Consider the following 16,384-nt stretch of genomic DNA (forward strand, 5'->3'; position numbering starts at 1 on the left):
TCCTTTTTATTAAATTTTATTTTGCAACACTAACTTTTGCCGATCTTATCACTCTATCATTCATCATATAACCTTTTTGTAAAAGTTGAACAATATGACCGCTTTCATGATCAGCACTCTCTACATGAAACATCGCTTCATGTAAATTTGGATTAAATTCTCCACTAGCATCAATACTTTTAACCATATGTTTTTCAAGTTTTTTCAAAAGTAAATCAAGAGTGTTTTGCACCCCTTCTTTGATTTTCAAACTAATCTCATCGCTAGCATCTACATTAACAGCTGCTTCTAGAGCATCTACAACATCAAGCAAATCCTTTGCAAAGCTTTCGTTTGCATAGATTGTTGCTGAAAGTTTTTCTTTTTCCATTCTCTTTTTTATATTTTCAAATTCAGCATTTGCTCTTAAATAAGCATCTTTTAATGTATCGTATTCTCCTTGAAGTTTGTCATATTCAGAAATATCATTTTCTGTGTTTTCCATTGCCTCTTCAAGCTTCTCTTCATTTTGTTTTTCTTCGCTCATGCAGCCTCCTTTATAATATTTAACATAGTTTTAAAATCAGAATATACACTTCCAGCAAAAATGATATTAGACTCTTTCCCTAAAAACATACTCTTAAATTTTAATCCCATAAAACCCTCTTCAAATAAAGGCTCAAACTTCAATTTTTCATCAAAATAAAAACCAATCTTTGGAGATAAAAGTTTAATAAAATTATCATTTTGATAAATTTGATAAGCCCTGCTTTCATTATATCTATAATAAATCATTGCTTGTTTAAGTGCAATAATTTTTTCCAACAGTTCTTCAAAATTTACCTTAAATGCTAAATTTTCTATGTCTTTTAACTCAAGTCCAACTAATCTTTGCATAAACAAAAATGCATCTTGACTAAATTTTAAGACCAATTCATTATATTTAAAATCAAGTATGATAAATTTATTATTTACCACATTTATTTCATTTAAAATTAGCTCATCACCACCATAAACCAAAGCATAAATTTCAAACTTATTTAATAAAAATTCTAATAATGAAAGATCTCTTATTACAAGATTTTCTTCAAATATCAAATCTCTCCAATAAGCTTTCATAGCTCTAGTGGTAGGAATTCTTCCACTGCTAATATGAAGCTGAGTTAGAATTCCCTCATCACTTAACTTTTTAAAATAGACCCTTATAGTAGAAGCTGGAATGCTAACCTTATTATTTAACTCATTAGAGCCAACTGGTATATTACCATTTAAGTAAGTTTCGATAATAGTCTTTAAGATTAAATCCTTTTTACTATAAGAATTCACAACATACCTTGATCTTAAATTAGCACTCATTATTTAAGAGTGCTGAAGTTATTATACATATTTAGTATTATAATGTCAAGTTAATTTTAAATAAAAATATTTAAAATACTTTAGTACATATAACTAAACTTTATTTAGCTTATACATATAAATAAATAAAAATATATTTTCAGCTTTTTTAAAAGTTAAAACATTATAATTCCAGTTAGCAATATTTATTTAAAAAAGGTTTAATTTAATGAAAAATTTAACATTAAGAGAAAAACACGATTTAAATGCCTATGTTTTCTCAAATATAGAAAAGAAAAAAATGGCTATAAACAGGATTTTTAAATTTTATTATATTAAACTTTTTAGATTAATTTTTTAATCTATATTTTTTCATTTCTTTTTTCGTAAAAGATAACTCTTTAAATTCTGGCGATGAGATTAATTCTAAACATTGTTTATCTAAATTTTCAATTCCCATTATATAAAAATTTTCTTGCGAATTTTCATCAACAAACAAATCAAATACTACGCAAGCTTGATTATTTACTTTATAAATAATTTGTCCACCCGAATTTGAATTTAAATTTAAAGCATCAATCTTTTTACTCTTACTCATATCTCTCACACTATTAGGAAAGCTATGGTGCAAAGTGTAATAAAGCATAATTTCACGCATAATATTTTTTATATCTATAAGCTCTTGTTTTATAAATGTTAGATCTTTAAAATATAAATTTATAAAATCTTGATTGAGATATTTATATAAAGTAAAATCATCAACATCATCACAAATGTCGTATTTTTTTAAAATATAAATTTTATTTTTATTTAAAATCATATCAATACAAGCTTTATTATCTCGTTTTAACTCTATCATTAAAACATCTCTAGTTTGAATATTTGAAGAATTTTTTTTATTATATGCAAAATCATTAAGCGTATCATAAATATTTGCATGAGCACAAAATAACATTAAAAATATAATTAAATATTTCATACAAACAAATTTCCATGATGATTTCTAAGATATTCTACCACTTCTAAAATCTCATCGACACCTTCTTTGGTGCTTTTAGAACATACATCATCTATACAATCAATATAGCACTCTATGGCTTCTTCTATCTTTGTTTTTTTTACTCCAGCATACAAAAGCATTGCTTCTAACACTATACTTAATTCATATTGTAAATCTTGTAACTCTTCTTTTGTATTATAATTTATTCTCACTTGTTTCCTTTAATTCTTTATTTTTAATTAAATCATTAAATTGGGCTTTTATAAATTCATAATTTGAACTATCTTTGTAAGCTGCAAATAACCCTCCACTAGCATTTTTATGTCCTCCACCATTTACTAAATTCTTTGCCATCAAACTAACATCTAATTTATTGTTTGCTCTAAAACTTAATGTTTTTCTAGAACTCACATCAACAAAAAAATCAAAATCAGGATTTTGATTTAAAAAATCATTTCCTATTACTGAAGTATTTCCTATATTTGAAGTCAATAAACCCTTTTGTCCCTTATAGAAAATACTAAATTTATTTTTATTAAAGCTCAACCTTTCCACTACAAATTTAGATATTAAATTACTTAAAGTATCATCATTATCTTTTATAAAAAAAGATTTTTTTAATCCATGTAAGTCATTATCCAAAACAATATGAGAATTTTCCATTTGAATATATTTTTTTGATTGCTCAAAAAGATAAAAAATATATTCAATATTTTCATTTGAAAACATTACTCTATTAATTTCTTTCGCAGAAGAAACCATACCTAACAAAACCTTACCTAATTCAAAATTTTTATCTTCACTAAGCCAAATATCAACAGCGTTAACCACATCAACAAATTCATTCAAAGCAGAACTTTTACCATAACATCTAGAAAAAAAATCATAAACTATTTTAGTTGCACATCTTTGATCATCTAAAAAATACCATGGGTATTTTAAAGCGCACTCTAAACCACTTTGGTGATGATCTAGAAGCAAAAGTTTAATTTTTTTACCCTCAACGGCCTTTTGAAATTCTTCACATTGATTCAAATTTAAATTTAAATCAGTAATTAAGATAACAAATTCTTCTTGCGGATTATTCTTTAAATCTTCTTCGATATTTTTAAAAATTACATTAAAATTTTCATTAATTTCTTTTCCATAATTTGAATTATAAAAAAAACAGTTTTTAAAATAAAAATTTACTACATATTGACAAGCATAGCCATCTAAATCTGTATGTGAAAGATGATAAATTTTCATATTTTATCCTTATAGATCATCAACTTTTATAATGCCTTCTGTTTCAAATTTAGTATTTTCAGCAATTTCTGCAAAACTAAGTACGGTGATATTGATACCAAAATTTGAACAAATATCAGCAATAAATTTTCTTAGTTGTGGTTCAACACAAAGCAAGAAAGGTTTTATTCTAGTATTAGCTACATTTGCAAGTTCAGCTTTTAAAGCTTCAACCAAAGCTCCAGTTTGTGCTACATTTATCATTAAATGATAAGTTCCGTCTTTAAATTGAACATGCTCCATCAACTTTGCTGCTGCTGCTGCATCAAAAATATAAAAGCTTATATTCCCTTTTTCATCAACATATAAATTTGTAATTACTCTAGCTAAAGATGCTCTTACATGCTCTATAATCATATCTAAACTTTTGCTCACTTCAGCAATGTCACTAATAGATTCAAGAATTGTAAGCATATCTTTAATTGGAATACGTTCTTTTAATAAAGCTTTTAATACTTTTTGAATTAATCCAATGCTTGCAACTTTTAAAGAATCATCTACAACAATAGGATAATCGTTTTTAATTTTATCAAGTAAATTTTGTACTTCTTGTTTAGTTAAAAGTTCAGCAGCATTAGCCTTAATAAGTTCACTCATATGCGTTGAAATTACACTTGCAGGATCAATGACTATATATCCATTTAAAGTTGCCTCGTCTTTCAAAGATGCATCTATCCAAAGAGCATCTGAATTAAAAGCTGGTTCTTTAGTAGCTATTCCTTCTATAGGTTCAGTAATAAAACCACTATCCATAGCTAGATATTTATCTGGGTAAATTTCAGCACTAGCTATACCTACACCTTTTAATTTAAAAGTATATTCATTTGGTTTTAATTGCAAATTGTCTCGAATTCTAATTTTTGGCATTAAAAATCCGAGACTTTGAGCAATATTGCGCCTTGTTGATCTTATACGTTCAGTCAACTCACTTTCAGCCAATTTAATTAACCCATAACCTAATTCTAGCTCCAAAATTTCCAATTTTAAAATATCAGTAATTTTATTCTCCTCTTCTTTTAAAATTTCTTCTTCACTTCTCTTTTGTGGTTGTGCTTGTTCTTTTTCTTGAATTTCTTGATTTTTCTTACTAAGTGTAGTATCAAAATGTATTTTACCCTCTTGAACTTGCTTAATTACAAATCCCAATCCTAAAAATACCAAAGCCATAAAGCCTAAAGACAAATGTGGCAAACCGGGAACTAATGCAAAAATAAACAATATAAAACCAACAATAAGTAGTGTTTTATACTCACCTAATAATTGATTAATCGAACCTTCAGCAAAATTTTCTTCATCTTTACTAGCACGAGTGATAATAATAGCAGTTGCAGTTGAAGTAATGAGCCCAGGAATTTGAGATACTAATCCATCACCAATGGTTAAAATAGTATAAGTAGAAGCGCATTGACTAAGATCCATATCGTGTTGAAAATATCCAATCATAAATCCACCGATAAGATTAACAATAGTAATAATAATCCCCGCAACAGCATCTCCTTTTATAAATTTAGAAGAACCATCCATTGCTCCATAAAAATTTGCTTCTGCTATAATCTCTTGTCGTCTCTCTCTTGCTGTTTTTTCATCGATCAAACCTGCGTTTAAATCCGCATCAATTGCCATTTGCTTTCCTGGCATTGCATCAAGAGTAAATCTAGCTTGAACTTCTGAAACTCTTGTACTACCCTTAGTGACAACCATAAAGTTAATTAAAACCAATATACAAAATACAACCACGCCTATAACATAATTTCCACCTACAACGAATTCTCCAAAACTAGCTATAATATCACTCACAACTGCAGGACCTTGATGTCCTTCACTTAAAATCATACGCGTAGTAGCTATATTTAATGAAAGTCTAAAAAGCGTAATAATTAACAACATAGTTGGAAAAGTTGTTAAATCAGTAGGTTTTGGTATGTATAAAGATATTAATATTATCAAAACAGAAATTGCTATGCTTAAAGCAAGAAAAAAGTCTAAAACTAAACTTGGCAAAGGTACTATAATAATTGCCAAAATTGCAATTATTATAGCAACAACGGTTAAACTTTTAACTTTAACAATTGGAGCAATAAGTGGTGCAATCCAAGGTAAAACCAAATTAATTATATTTTTTTTAGCCATTATTTCTTATAATATCATCTAAAGTAATAGAGACTAAAAAATCATCAATCTTATTTTGCAAATTTACTAAAACTGGCATTAAGCTACAATTTTCGCTTTTATGCGAAGGACACACACCATTACTGCATTCAAAAACATTTACAGATTTTTTTTCCACACTGTTAATGATTTCTTTCAAAGTGTATTCTTGAGGATTTTTAACCAAAACAAATCCGCCTTTTGCGCCTTTAAATGACTTCAAAAGATTGTCTTTAGCTAAAGCTTGTAAAATTTTTGCTAAGAAACTCTTTGGAATATCTAAAACATTAGACATAGTGTCAACATCTTGCGGATCTTGAGATTTTGCTATATATATTAAAGATAATAAAGCATATTCGCTAGCTTTTGTAAATAACACACCAAACCCCTTTTTTCTAAACTAAAAATATTGTCACAATTTTTAAAAATTTTATTCTTTTCGAGAAATTGTATTATATCAAAAAAATAATATTTCAAAATTACAAAAATCACGATATCAAACATTTTTAATAGAATTCAGATTTCTTTTTGTTTTTTTATGTATAATTTCCACTCTTAAAAAATTAAAATACCGCTCAGGAGGTCTATCATGGCTTTAGATTCGGCTAAAAAAGCAGAAATTGTTGCAAAATTTGCTAGAAAAAATGGTGATACAGGTTCACCAGAAGTTCAAATCGCTCTCTTAAGTGCTAGAATTTCGGATTTAACAGAACATTTGAAAATTTATAAAAAAGATTTTTCGTCTCGTTTAGGCTTACTAAAACTTGTAGGTCAAAGAAAAAGATTACTTTCTTATCTTAAAAGAAAAGATTATCAAGCTTACACAAAACTAATCGGCGAATTAAATTTAAGAGATAAATAAGCTTCGTGCTTATTTATCCTAGAATTTATTATTCATCTACTTACAAATATAAATTTACTCTTAATTTAAGATTACAAATTTTGATGCATTAATTCACAAGAGTTTCACAGTGTGAATTGGTCTTTAAAATACCTAAAAATAGCACTTTAAGTTTTATCTCGCAATGTATATTTCACATTAAAATTTATTGACATTTAAAGTTTTTTCAATTTTGCTATAAAAAATCCATCAACAAAATTATTAGGTAATACTCTTTTAGCATAAGAAAGATCAAAATTTCTAGAATTAGCTTGAATATATTCAACATTATTTAGTTCAAAATCTAACAATTCTAGATCAAAATTTAAATTTTTTAGAGCATTTTCAATTACTTCTTCATTTTCTTCTCTTAAAAAAGTACAAGTACTATACACAAGTTCACCACCATACTTTAATGCAGATAAAGCAGAATGTAGTAATTTTTTTTGTAAATTCGAAATCTTTTTAATTTCTTTAGTGTTTTTTTCTATATTAAATCCTAATTTTGCAAAAGTAGAACAAGGAGCATCAAGTAAAATTTTATCAAATTTTAAAGGACAAATTTTTCCTATAATCTTAGAATCCTTCAAAAAGCATTTTGCAATTTTAACTTGATATTTTTCTAAATTATTCTTCAACACAAAAAACCTTGTTTTTGAAAGCTCACAACATGCTAAATATCCTTTATTTTCCATAAAATTTGCTAAATTTATACTTTTTCCACCAGGAGCAGCACACATGTCTAAAACCTCATCTCCAGCTTTTACATCTAAGACTTTGGCGCATAAATAAGAAGAAAAATTTTGTATATAAAATTGTCCTTCGATAAAAGCTCTCATAGAACTTAATTTGCTTTTGTATTCATAGGGGATTTCATAGCAAAATTCATCTATTTTATTAAACAAAATTTTTTCATCACTTAAAACGCATTCTAAATCATGTGAATTAACAACCAAAGAATTTCTAAAAATATTAATATTCTTATCACAATTAAAACTTTGCAATATTTTATATTTTTGATCACTTGTATAAAGATCATTTAAAGTCAATTCTAAATTAAACAATGCCATAATAATTCTTCAAAATTAAATAAGCTGACAAAGAATCAAGTTTGCCATCTTTTTTCTTTAAATTTGCAATTCCCAATCCCATAGCTTCTTTAGAACTAAAACTTTCATCAGTAAAAATTATTTCTTTATCAAAATTCAACAAAGAGACAAAATGATGTATACGCTTTTGCATTTCTTCTTCACAAGATCCTCCTTTTGGAATACCAACTATCAAAGTATCTATATTGTATTCTTTTAAAATTTTACCCACTTCACGTGCAGCTTGATTTCTATTTTGTCTTATGATAGCATTCAAAGGCGTAACTATTTTTTTATCAAAACAAATAGCTATTCCTATTCTTTTTAAGCCAACATCTAAAGCTAAAATTTTCAAATTCTAGACCTTACTTTTAAACCGCAAATTTCCACCAAACCCTCCAATTCATATTCATAAATCTTATCCCCAAATTTAGTTAAAATTTTTTCTAAATTATCCTCTATTTTTAAAAATTCTAATAATTCATCATAAGGTTCTTTGTTTAGTTCTCCAAATTTTGATACAAAATGAGAAAAATCATGCAACAAATTCGCTTGTTTTTGAGATAAAAGTAAATTGGTTCCTTCGCTTTCTTTTATTCTTTGAGGTAAAACATATACTGGTTTTTTCATATCTAAAGCAAGTCTTGCACTCTGCATGGAACCACTTTGGATGTCAGCTTGGGCAATTACAACAACTTCACTTAGAGCTACAATCAGACGATTTCTAAGTAAAAAATCATATGGCTTTGGTTTATAATTTCCATCATGCTCACTCAATGCCAAAGCTTCTTGATAAATAGCCTCTATATATTTTTTATTGCTTTTTGGATAAATTTCATCAAGCCCATTGGCAAACACTGCTATTGTACTTGGAAAAGCAGCATTAGCAGCAGCAATATCTACTCCTAAAGCACCTCCACTTACCACACAAATCCCTGCATTTTTACATAATTTTGCAAGTTCAAAAATACAATTTCTAGTATAAATGCTCATTTTTCTAGAACCAATAATAGCAATTTTTTTCTTTTTTAAAAGTTCTAAATTTCCTTTGTAATATATTTTATCTGGTGATTTTGATAAAATATCAAATTCTTCAATTTTATTTATAAATTTCATTTAAATAAACAAGCTGAACTGATTGAAGAAGCTCTTTGCTTTGCATTAAAGCTTCAAAAGTATTTTTCTTTGGATGAGCTATAGCTATAGCAAAACCTCTATCTTTAGCTCTTTTAACTACCTGCATTATCTGTTTTTTAATATATTCGATATCATCTTCATTATCTAAAAAGATATCCCTTGCTATATAAGGCTGATTATATACTTTTGCAAGCTTCGAAGCTTTAGAATTTCCAATAGTTTTAGAATCTACAAAAATAAACCCATATTCACTAAAAGCGTCAAAAAGATTTTTCATTGCCTTCTCATCAGAAGTAAATAAACTTCCTGTATGATTATTTATAAATATCAAATTTGGAAATTTTTCCTTAATATATGCTATACGCTTAAAAATCTTTTCTCTTGCATCATTTGGTTCTAAAGTATTTAATTCTGCTTTGTCATATTTTATAGCAGCTAAAGGTAGATGAACCATAAAAAAATCAAATTCTTTAGCAAGTTCTGCTGTATGAGGATGCCTTTTATCTGGAGGAAAAAACGAAGGAATTAATTTTAATTTTGTATTTTTAAGCATCTTAACTTGCGTAGAATTAGCCATATCATCTATAATAATGGCTAAAGATGGTTTTTCTTGTTTTATTTGGATTAATGTATGCTGATTATTATTCAAAACATAATCATCTGGTACCTTTTGTTTTGTTATATTATTATCTAACTTTATATCATCTTCTATTTGAGCATATTCTGACAAATCAGACATTTTTTGCTCTTCATTTAAATTTTGTTCAATAGTTTTATTGTCTTCACTTTTTTCATTTAAAGATAAAATTTCACTAATATTTTTATCTAAAAAATCAAATTTTTCACTTTCCAAAACAACATTTAAATCATTATTATCTATATTTACTTCTTTATTCTCTTGAATAAAAGTTATATTATGTTCATTGGAAGAATTGTCATCTTGTGATTTTACAATTTGTCTTTCTTGTTGAAAATATAAAACTCCATAAAAAAGAACAACAATTCCAACCGCTATTATAAAAAAGATTAAAAGAATTTTAGATATATTTATAGTTTTCAATTAGTTTTTATCTTTATCTACTAATTTTTTAGAATTAATCCAAGGCATCATCGCACGTAACTCTCGACCGGTCTTTTCAATTAAAGAATCTTGCATCATTCTTCTTTGCGCATGCATTCTTACAAAATTAGCTCTCTTTTCTAAAATAAAATCTTTTGCAAATGATCCATTTTGAATATCTTTCAAAACAGATTTCATTGCTGCTTTACTTTCTTTAGTAATGATTTTTTCTCCAGTAATATAATCACCATACTCAGCAGTATTTGATATAGAATATCTCATATCAGCTATACCGCCTTGATAAATCAAATCCACAATCAATTTCATTTCATGTAGACATTCAAAATAAGCCATTTCAGGCTCATATCCTGCTTCTACTAAGGTTTCAAATCCGGCTTGAATCAAAGCAGTAAGACCTCCACAAAGCACTGCTTGCTCGCCAAAAAGATCTGTTTCAGTTTCTGCTTTAAAAGTAGTTTCTATAATACCAGTTCTTCCTCCACCAATAGCACTAGCATAACTTAACGCCAAAGCTTTAGAATTCTTACTTCTATCTTGATGTATAGCTATTAAACAAGGGGTTCCTCCGCCTATGCTAAATTCATGTCTTACAGTGTGGCCTGGAGCTTTTGGAGCTATCATGATCACATCAACATCTTGTGGAGGTATAATTTGACCGTAGTGTATATTAAAACCATGAGCAAAAGCTAGAGTTTTGCCTGATCTTAATTCTGGCCTAATTTCTAAATTAAAAATCTCACTTTGTATTTCATCAGGAGCTAATATCATAATAACATCAGCTTCTTTGCTAGCTTCTTTTACATTTTTTACAATAAATCCAGCATCTTGTGCTTTTTTCCAACTTACTCCATTTTCTTTCAAACCTATAATAACTTCAACACCGCTATCTCTTAAATTCATAGCATGAGCATGGCCTTGAGATCCAAAGCCTATAATAGCCACTTTTTTTGATTTTATTAAATTTATATCACAATCTTTATCATAATAAATAGACACAGCCATTATACGCTCCTAAATATAAAATAAGTGTTTATTGTATCTAAAAAATATAAATTTAATTCTTTTATGATAGAATTTTTGTTTTGATAGTCTTATGAAAATTATAAAAACAGGAAAAATGTTTGAAAGAATTATTCAACCAACTTAACTATGGTTTAAACGCAAATGAACTTACTCATAAAAATAAACAAATAATACGAGAATTATTAACATGCGATATTATAAAATTTTATAAAAACAAATATTACTTAAAAGATGGTTTTACATTTGGAAAAATAGATATTTCGAATAATGGAACAGGTTTTTTGCAGAGTTTTGATTTAAATTTTAAAAAAGATTTACTCATAGAAAATAAAAATTTAAAAGGAGCAAATTACGCTGATGTTGTTGTTGTAAAACTTTTACCTATTAAAAAGAAGCGTCCCAGTGCTAAAGTTATTTTAGTTTTAAAAAGAGCTCATGAAACTTCCCTAGTTATCACTAAAAAGTATGGGGAAGCTATCCTTGGTATGAATATACAAACAGGATTAACTTGCGCCTTAAAAGCCTCGCAAAAATCTCTAAAAGCACTACCACTTGGCACAATATTAAAAATAGAAAATAACAATAATAATATCACTGAAGTTATAGGGCATATTGATGATGATTTTATAGATGAAAAAATTTCATTGGCCCTTTATAATAAAAATACAATTTTTGACACTTTATGTGAAAATGAAGCCAAAGCCTATGGAGATATAGTGGATGCTAATATGTATCCCCAAAGAGTGGATCTTAGAAAATTAAGTTTTTGCACCATTGATCCAATTGATGCAAAAGATTTTGATGATGCCATATATTATGATAAAAAAGAACATGCTATTTATATCGCTATAGCTGATGTGAGTTCCTACGTACATGCTTATAGTGCAATAGACAAAGAAGCTAGAAATCGTGGATTTTCCATTTATTTTCCACATATTGCTATACCCATGCTCCCAAGATCTTTAAGTGAAAATATGTGCTCATTGAAACCAAACGAAGATCGTTTAGCATTTTGTTTCAAAATTACACTAAATCACGATAATGAAATTATTAAAGAAGAATTATTTGAATCAATCATTAATTCCAAACGACGTTTTAATTATGATGAAGTAGATAATTATTTAGTAAAATTAAAAGATCTAGAAGATTTAAATTGGATTTATGAACTTTTTACAATTACTCAAAATTTACGCAAAAAACGACTAAAAAATGCTTGTGAATTTAAAACTCAAGAACTAAGAATGCAACTTGATGAATTTAACAAATTAAAAAGTACTCGCTTAGAAGATGATACTTCCTCACACAATCTTATAGAAGAATGCATGCTTTTAGCTAATAAAGCAGCAGCAAAACTTATAGAAGTAGGAATATTTAGAAATCATTTAAGCCCTGATTTTAAAAAAATAGATCAACTACTGACTGATTTATCAACCCTTAGTATAGATGTGAATTCTAAAAATAATACAATCGAACTTTTTAAAGATATTCAAACATTAGCAGATGAATTAAACATACGTCCTGAAGTAGATAAGCTTGTTATAAAAGCACAAAAAAAAGCTGAATATTCTAGCGAAAACGCCGGACATTTTGGCTTAGGATTTGATAAATATACACATTTTACAAGTCCCATTAGAAGATATTCTGATCTCATCTTGCATAGACTTTTAAAAGCCAAAATTAACAATGATAAAAAATTATTTGATTATTTACTTTTAAATATACAAAATACGTGCGAGGAATTAAGTATTTTAGAAAGAGAAGCAGATAAAGTTGCTTGGGATTTCATGGATAGAAAATTTGCAAGATGGGCAAAAGAAAATATCGGTAAAAAATTCAAAGCTATAGTAATAGAAAATCAAAATTCTTTACAAGTTAAATTAGATGATAAAATAAAAGGTGCCTTAATAACTATCATCGGTTCTAAAGCAAATCTTTTAGAGCATGTTGAAATAGAAATTACTCAAGTGGATATTATTAGTGCAAAAATTTTTGGAAAAATAACAAATTTTTTTCAACTAGAAAGAAGTCAGGATGTATAAAAATCAACTTCAAAGTCTTTTAAACAACAAAAATATTCCAAATTTTTTTTTACTTTATGGAGTAGATAATTTTCAAATAGAACTTTTTGTTCATTTTATTAAAAAGAAATATAATTTTGAAGAAAATTTAAAATTATATTTTGATGAATATGATTTCAATCAAGCTTATGACTATCTATCAAGCTCATCTCTTTTTAGCTCAACAAAACTACTTGAAATTAAAAGTTTTAAGAAAATTCCAACAAAAGAAATTAAAAAGATCGTTGAACTCTGCCAAAATTCACCAGAAAATTATTTTTTACTCCAAATATATGATGAAAATTCAAAGTTAAATGACTTAGAAAAAATTTTTAACGAAAATTTTTGTAGATTTTTTAAAGTAAATTCTGCCAAAGAAGGTATAGAATTACTTGCATTAAAAGCTAAAGAACTAAATATAGAAATCACTCAAAATGCTCTTTTTACACTTTTTTACAATTTCAATGAAAATTTATATCTAGCATCAAGTGAATTGAATAAATTTAGTGGTTTAAATATTGATGAAAAAATTATCCAAGAACATTGCTATAGCTTAAGCACTATTGGTTTTGAAAATTTTTTTGATAATATGCTTCAAAAAAAAGATTTACGTAATGATCTTGAGAAATTACTTGATAATTATAATGAAATAGCTTTTATTAATGCCTTATATTCAAATTTTTCAAGACTTTTTAAGATAGCTTTGTACGTAAAATCATACGGAAATTTAAATTTAAAAGAAATTTTGGGTTATATACCTCCTACTCATATAGCAAAAAATTTGCAAGCACAAGCTCTAAATATAAAAATTCCACAATATAAAAAAATTTTTTTCATATTGTGCGAATGTGAATACGAGCTTAAAAAAAAATCCAAAATAGAAAAAAAGGAATTTTTAATTTCAAATCTCCTACATATTAGCTCTATATTAAAAAGTTAAATTAAGAAAATTATGCTAAAATAAAACTTGCATTTTAGCAAATCCTTGCCTAAAATATTTTGGGCTTTATATCCATAAGGAGAAAAAATACAATGAAACATTATGAAGTTTTGTTCATATTAAAACCAACACTTACAGAAGAAGAAGTAAGTGCTAAGTTGGATTTTGTAAAAGAAGTCCTTGTAAAAAATGGTGCACAAATTGAAAGTGTAGTAGAAATGGGCACTAGAAAACTAGCTTACAAAATTAAAAAATACGAAAGAGGAACTTATTTTGTAATCTACTTTAAAGCTCCTACTAATTTAATTTCAGAGCTTGAAAGGGTATTAAGAATTACAGAAGAAATTATAAGATTCTTAATTGTAAAATATGAAAATAAGAAAGAAATTGCTGCTTGGGAAAAATTAAGCAAAGGTATCAAACAACAAAAAAAAGAAGTTAAAGCTAATGAAAATATAGAAGGTTGATAATGTTCAATAAAGTCGTTTTAGTAGGTAATCTTACAAGAGATATAGAAATGCGTTATGCTCCTTCAGGTAGTGCTATAGGATCTTCGGCTATTGCAGTAACTAGAAGATTTAGCACCAACACTGGTGAGAAAAGAGAAGAAACCTGCTTTATCGACATTAGTTTTTTTGGCAGAACAGCAGAAATAGCTAATCAATATCTAAGCAAAGGTAGTAAAATTTTAATTGAAGGTCGGTTAAGATTTGAGCAATGGAATGATCAAAATGGACAAAATAGATCCAAACATAGTATTCAAGTTGAAAATTTAGAAATGTTAGGATCTGGTATTCAAAATAATCAACAATCAAATTATAGCAATCAAGCTACTCAAGGTTATAATTCAAATTTTGATCAACAACAAAGTTTTGATCCATATTCTCAAGTGCAAACTAAAAACACATCATCAAACATTTATCAAAATAGCACTCCTAGGGAGACTCCTATGCGAGAAATTGATATAGATAAGTATGATGATGATACAGATTTACCATTTTAAAGGAAAAAATATGGCAGAAAAAAGAAAATATTCAAGAAAATATTGCAAATATACTGAAGCAAAAGTTGATTTTATTGATTACAAAGATACAGCATTACTAAAACATGCTTTATCAGAAAGATTTAAAATTATGCCTCGTCGTTTAACAGGAACTAGCAAAAAGCATCAAGAAATGGTTGAAGTTGCTATTAAACGTGCAAGACATGTAGCATTAATTCCTTATATAGTAGATAGAAAAGAAGTTGTAACAAATCCTTTCGAAGGATTATAATATCGCCATCCCTTAAGTTTTTAACTTAAGGGTTTATTAAAAGGTTTTTTATGTTTTCAGATATAGAATCTGAATTTTATATAGTATTGCTTGCATCGGTTGCTATTATAGCTGTATTAAATCCCTTTGGGAACATTCCTCAGTTTCTAGCAATGACAGAGGGTTTAGACGCCCAAAAAAGAAAAAAGTTATTTAGAAATATTATTTATACTGCTTTTTGTATTGTTTTAACATTCTTACTTTTAGGTCCTTTTGTTATGAAATATTTATTTAAAATAGATATTAATGATTTAAGAGTAGCTGGTGGACTTATACTGATTATTATGAGTACTAAAAATTTATTATTCACCCCTACAAAAAATCAATTCCAACATTATAATGATCTAACCCCTCAAGAGCTTTTAAAAAAAAGTATTGTTCCTATGTCTTTTCCTATGTTGGTAGGCCCTGGAACTCTTTCTACCATTATAGTTATATCTGAAGATCATAATTTAATCATAGCAATTGCATCTGTTTTACTTACTTTCTTTTTCATTTTTATACTTTTTCATTTTTCAGCAACTATTGAGAAAATGATAGGAAAATTAGTTCTATATGTTTTTTCTAGGATTGCTTTAGTGTTTATCATGGCTATGGGGGTAAAAATGATATTTGTTGGAATTAAAACTTATATTTATCAAATTTAGGATAGATAAAAAAACTTTTTTGTAAAAATATCTCTTCATTTACTCCTTTATCAGTATTTAAGAGTATACCTATATTCACAGCTATAATAGAATCAGCTTGTTGATAGTTTGAAATTACTTTTTCATTTATACATTTTGCCAAAGGATATATATAATCTATACTTATTAAAATACCATTATAGTTTAATTTTAAATTTTCTAAACATTCTTTTCCTTCTTTTTTAGCTTCGTATAAAAAGTATTTAGATATTTCTTTAAAATCATAAAGTAGTATTTTTCCCTGAGTATAAAAAATATAATCTTTCATTATTCTTGATGAATATGATGACGTTTTAACAATAAAAATAGATAAAAAAGAAATAAAAATTACTAAAAATACAACATAAATCATTACAAAAGATTTTTTCATTTAAAAATCCATTTATTTAAACATTCTTTCTGCTTACAAAGAGTTATTTTTATAATATTT

The 16,384-nt window shown here is 26.9% G+C and carries 20 protein-coding genes; 7 read left to right on the top strand and 13 right to left on the bottom strand.

Annotated elements, in window-relative coordinates:
• Positions 1-16: 16 nt before the first annotated feature.
• The 7 genes from grpE to CINS_RS04530 all read right to left on the bottom strand — a co-directional run bounded on the left by grpE (position 17) and on the right by CINS_RS04530 (position 6,128).
• Positions 17-526, bottom strand: coding sequence for a nucleotide exchange factor GrpE (grpE, locus tag CINS_RS04500; RefSeq protein ID WP_039650225.1), 510 nt, complete (start codon positions 524-526; stop codon positions 17-19).
• Complete coding sequence (locus tag CINS_RS04505; protein WP_039650227.1) at positions 523-1,305, bottom strand: HrcA family transcriptional regulator; 783 nt, start codon at positions 1,303-1,305, stop codon at positions 523-525. Before CINS_RS04505 ends, grpE begins: the two co-directional genes overlap by 4 nt.
• A gap of 358 nt (positions 1,306-1,663) precedes the next feature.
• Positions 1,664-2,293, bottom strand: a complete 630-nt coding sequence (locus tag CINS_RS04510) for a hypothetical protein (RefSeq protein WP_039650229.1) — start codon at positions 2,291-2,293, stop codon at positions 1,664-1,666.
• Positions 2,290-2,454 carry a hypothetical protein gene (locus tag CINS_RS04515; RefSeq protein WP_232012959.1) on the bottom strand — a complete coding sequence of 55 codons (165 nt, stop codon included), beginning with the start codon at positions 2,452-2,454 and terminating at the stop codon, positions 2,290-2,292. The genes CINS_RS04510 and CINS_RS04515 overlap by 4 nt, the downstream gene beginning before the upstream one ends.
• A gap of 55 nt (positions 2,455-2,509) precedes the next feature.
• The gene (locus CINS_RS04520; RefSeq protein WP_039650231.1) at positions 2,510-3,562 is read right to left on the bottom strand and encodes a DHH family phosphoesterase; all 1,053 of its coding nucleotides are present in this window, start codon (positions 3,560-3,562) and stop codon (positions 2,510-2,512) included.
• Positions 3,563-3,571: 9 nt separating this feature from the next.
• Positions 3,572-5,731: a flagellar biosynthesis protein FlhA gene (gene flhA / locus CINS_RS04525; RefSeq protein ID WP_039650233.1), complete on the bottom strand. Its 2,160-nt coding sequence runs from the start codon at positions 5,729-5,731 to the stop codon at positions 3,572-3,574.
• A complete protein-coding gene (locus CINS_RS04530) occupies positions 5,724-6,128 on the bottom strand; it encodes an Rrf2 family transcriptional regulator (RefSeq protein ID WP_039650235.1) in 405 nt (134 codons plus the stop codon). Before CINS_RS04530 ends, flhA begins: the two co-directional genes overlap by 8 nt.
• Before the next feature lie 210 nt (positions 6,129-6,338).
• On the opposite strand from CINS_RS04530, the gene rpsO reads away from it, so the two are divergent.
• Positions 6,339-6,611, top strand: coding sequence for a 30S ribosomal protein S15 (gene rpsO / locus CINS_RS04535; protein ID WP_039650237.1), 273 nt, complete (start codon positions 6,339-6,341; stop codon positions 6,609-6,611).
• 194 nt (positions 6,612-6,805) lie between these two features.
• Here rpsO and CINS_RS04540 read toward each other — a convergent pair whose 3' ends face one another.
• Genes CINS_RS04540 through ilvC form a run of 5 tightly spaced genes read right to left on the bottom strand, consistent with a single transcriptional unit; the run spans position 6,806 to position 10,937 of the window.
• A complete protein-coding gene (locus tag CINS_RS04540; protein ID WP_039650240.1) occupies positions 6,806-7,699 on the bottom strand; it encodes an RsmB/NOP family class I SAM-dependent RNA methyltransferase in 894 nt (297 codons plus the stop codon).
• Positions 7,686-8,072: a Holliday junction resolvase RuvX gene (gene ruvX / locus CINS_RS04545; RefSeq protein WP_039650242.1), complete on the bottom strand. Its 387-nt coding sequence runs from the start codon at positions 8,070-8,072 to the stop codon at positions 7,686-7,688. Before ruvX ends, CINS_RS04540 begins: the two co-directional genes overlap by 14 nt.
• Entirely contained in the window at positions 8,069-8,833 is a 765-nt protein-coding gene (locus tag CINS_RS04550) for a DNA-processing protein DprA (RefSeq protein ID WP_039650244.1), read from the bottom strand. The genes ruvX and CINS_RS04550 overlap by 4 nt, the downstream gene beginning before the upstream one ends.
• Positions 8,817-9,914 (bottom strand): divergent polysaccharide deacetylase family protein, encoded by a 1,098-nt coding sequence (locus tag CINS_RS04555; protein ID WP_039650246.1) that lies wholly within the window; start codon positions 9,912-9,914, stop codon positions 8,817-8,819. Before CINS_RS04555 ends, CINS_RS04550 begins: the two co-directional genes overlap by 17 nt.
• Positions 9,915-10,937 (bottom strand): ketol-acid reductoisomerase, encoded by a 1,023-nt coding sequence (gene ilvC / locus CINS_RS04560; protein WP_039650248.1) that lies wholly within the window; start codon positions 10,935-10,937, stop codon positions 9,915-9,917. It lies immediately after the preceding gene.
• Positions 10,938-11,056: 119 nt separating this feature from the next.
• Between ilvC and CINS_RS04565 the strand changes: the two genes are divergently transcribed.
• From CINS_RS04565 to CINS_RS04590, 6 genes are all read left to right on the top strand, one after another.
• Positions 11,057-12,997, top strand: a complete 1,941-nt coding sequence (locus CINS_RS04565; RefSeq protein WP_039650251.1) for an RNB domain-containing ribonuclease — start codon at positions 11,057-11,059, stop codon at positions 12,995-12,997.
• Positions 12,990-13,955 carry a DNA polymerase III subunit delta gene (holA, locus tag CINS_RS04570; protein WP_039650252.1) on the top strand — a complete coding sequence of 322 codons (966 nt, stop codon included), beginning with the start codon at positions 12,990-12,992 and terminating at the stop codon, positions 13,953-13,955. The genes CINS_RS04565 and holA overlap by 8 nt, the downstream gene beginning before the upstream one ends.
• A gap of 92 nt (positions 13,956-14,047) precedes the next feature.
• A complete protein-coding gene (gene rpsF, locus CINS_RS04575; protein ID WP_039650254.1) occupies positions 14,048-14,422 on the top strand; it encodes a 30S ribosomal protein S6 in 375 nt (124 codons plus the stop codon).
• A 2-nt stretch (positions 14,423-14,424) separates the two neighbouring features.
• Positions 14,425-14,958, top strand: a complete 534-nt coding sequence (locus CINS_RS04580) for a single-stranded DNA-binding protein (protein ID WP_039650256.1) — start codon at positions 14,425-14,427, stop codon at positions 14,956-14,958.
• A 10-nt stretch (positions 14,959-14,968) separates the two neighbouring features.
• Positions 14,969-15,229 carry a 30S ribosomal protein S18 gene (gene rpsR / locus CINS_RS04585; RefSeq protein ID WP_039618521.1) on the top strand — a complete coding sequence of 87 codons (261 nt, stop codon included), beginning with the start codon at positions 14,969-14,971 and terminating at the stop codon, positions 15,227-15,229.
• 50 nt (positions 15,230-15,279) lie between these two features.
• Positions 15,280-15,915, top strand: a complete 636-nt coding sequence (locus tag CINS_RS04590; protein ID WP_039650258.1) for a MarC family protein — start codon at positions 15,280-15,282, stop codon at positions 15,913-15,915.
• Here the strand turns inward: CINS_RS04590 and CINS_RS04595 are convergent.
• A complete protein-coding gene (locus tag CINS_RS04595) occupies positions 15,890-16,324 on the bottom strand; it encodes a hypothetical protein (protein ID WP_039650260.1) in 435 nt (144 codons plus the stop codon). The genes CINS_RS04590 and CINS_RS04595 overlap by 26 nt on opposite strands.
• Positions 16,325-16,384: the final 60 nt, after the last annotated feature.

Origin of the sequence: Campylobacter insulaenigrae NCTC 12927, assembly GCF_000816185.1 — a bacterium.
In the GTDB taxonomy this organism is placed as follows: domain Bacteria; phylum Campylobacterota; class Campylobacteria; order Campylobacterales; family Campylobacteraceae; genus Campylobacter_D; species Campylobacter_D insulaenigrae.

Excerpts from the sequence above, each read along its gene's own strand:
- CINS_RS04515 (WP_232012959.1), bottom strand. The coding sequence starts at position 2,454 with ATGCTTTTGTATGCTGGAGTAAAAAAAACAAAGATAGAAGAAGCCATA.
- CINS_RS04510 (WP_039650229.1), bottom strand. The coding sequence starts at position 2,293 with ATGAAATATTTAATTATATTTTTAATGTTATTTTGTGCTCATGCAAAT.
- CINS_RS04520 (WP_039650231.1), bottom strand. The coding sequence starts at position 3,562 with ATGAAAATTTATCATCTTTCACATACAGATTTAGATGGCTATGCTTGT.
- rpsO (WP_039650237.1), top strand. The coding sequence starts at position 6,339 with ATGGCTTTAGATTCGGCTAAAAAAGCAGAAATTGTTGCAAAATTTGCT.
- grpE (WP_039650225.1), bottom strand. The coding sequence starts at position 526 with ATGAGCGAAGAAAAACAAAATGAAGAGAAGCTTGAAGAGGCAATGGAA.
- flhA (WP_039650233.1), bottom strand. The coding sequence starts at position 5,731 with ATGGCTAAAAAAAATATAATTAATTTGGTTTTACCTTGGATTGCACCA.
- CINS_RS04550 (WP_039650244.1), bottom strand. The coding sequence starts at position 8,833 with ATGAAATTTATAAATAAAATTGAAGAATTTGATATTTTATCAAAATCA.
- holA (WP_039650252.1), top strand. The coding sequence starts at position 12,990 with ATGTATAAAAATCAACTTCAAAGTCTTTTAAACAACAAAAATATTCCA.
- CINS_RS04595 (WP_039650260.1), bottom strand. The coding sequence starts at position 16,324 with ATGAAAAAATCTTTTGTAATGATTTATGTTGTATTTTTAGTAATTTTT.
- CINS_RS04580 (WP_039650256.1), top strand. The coding sequence starts at position 14,425 with ATGTTCAATAAAGTCGTTTTAGTAGGTAATCTTACAAGAGATATAGAA.
- rpsR (WP_039618521.1), top strand. The coding sequence starts at position 14,969 with ATGGCAGAAAAAAGAAAATATTCAAGAAAATATTGCAAATATACTGAA.
- rpsF (WP_039650254.1), top strand. The coding sequence starts at position 14,048 with ATGAAACATTATGAAGTTTTGTTCATATTAAAACCAACACTTACAGAA.
- ilvC (WP_039650248.1), bottom strand. The coding sequence starts at position 10,937 with ATGGCTGTGTCTATTTATTATGATAAAGATTGTGATATAAATTTAATA.
- CINS_RS04590 (WP_039650258.1), top strand. The coding sequence starts at position 15,280 with ATGTTTTCAGATATAGAATCTGAATTTTATATAGTATTGCTTGCATCG.
- CINS_RS04540 (WP_039650240.1), bottom strand. The coding sequence starts at position 7,699 with ATGGCATTGTTTAATTTAGAATTGACTTTAAATGATCTTTATACAAGT.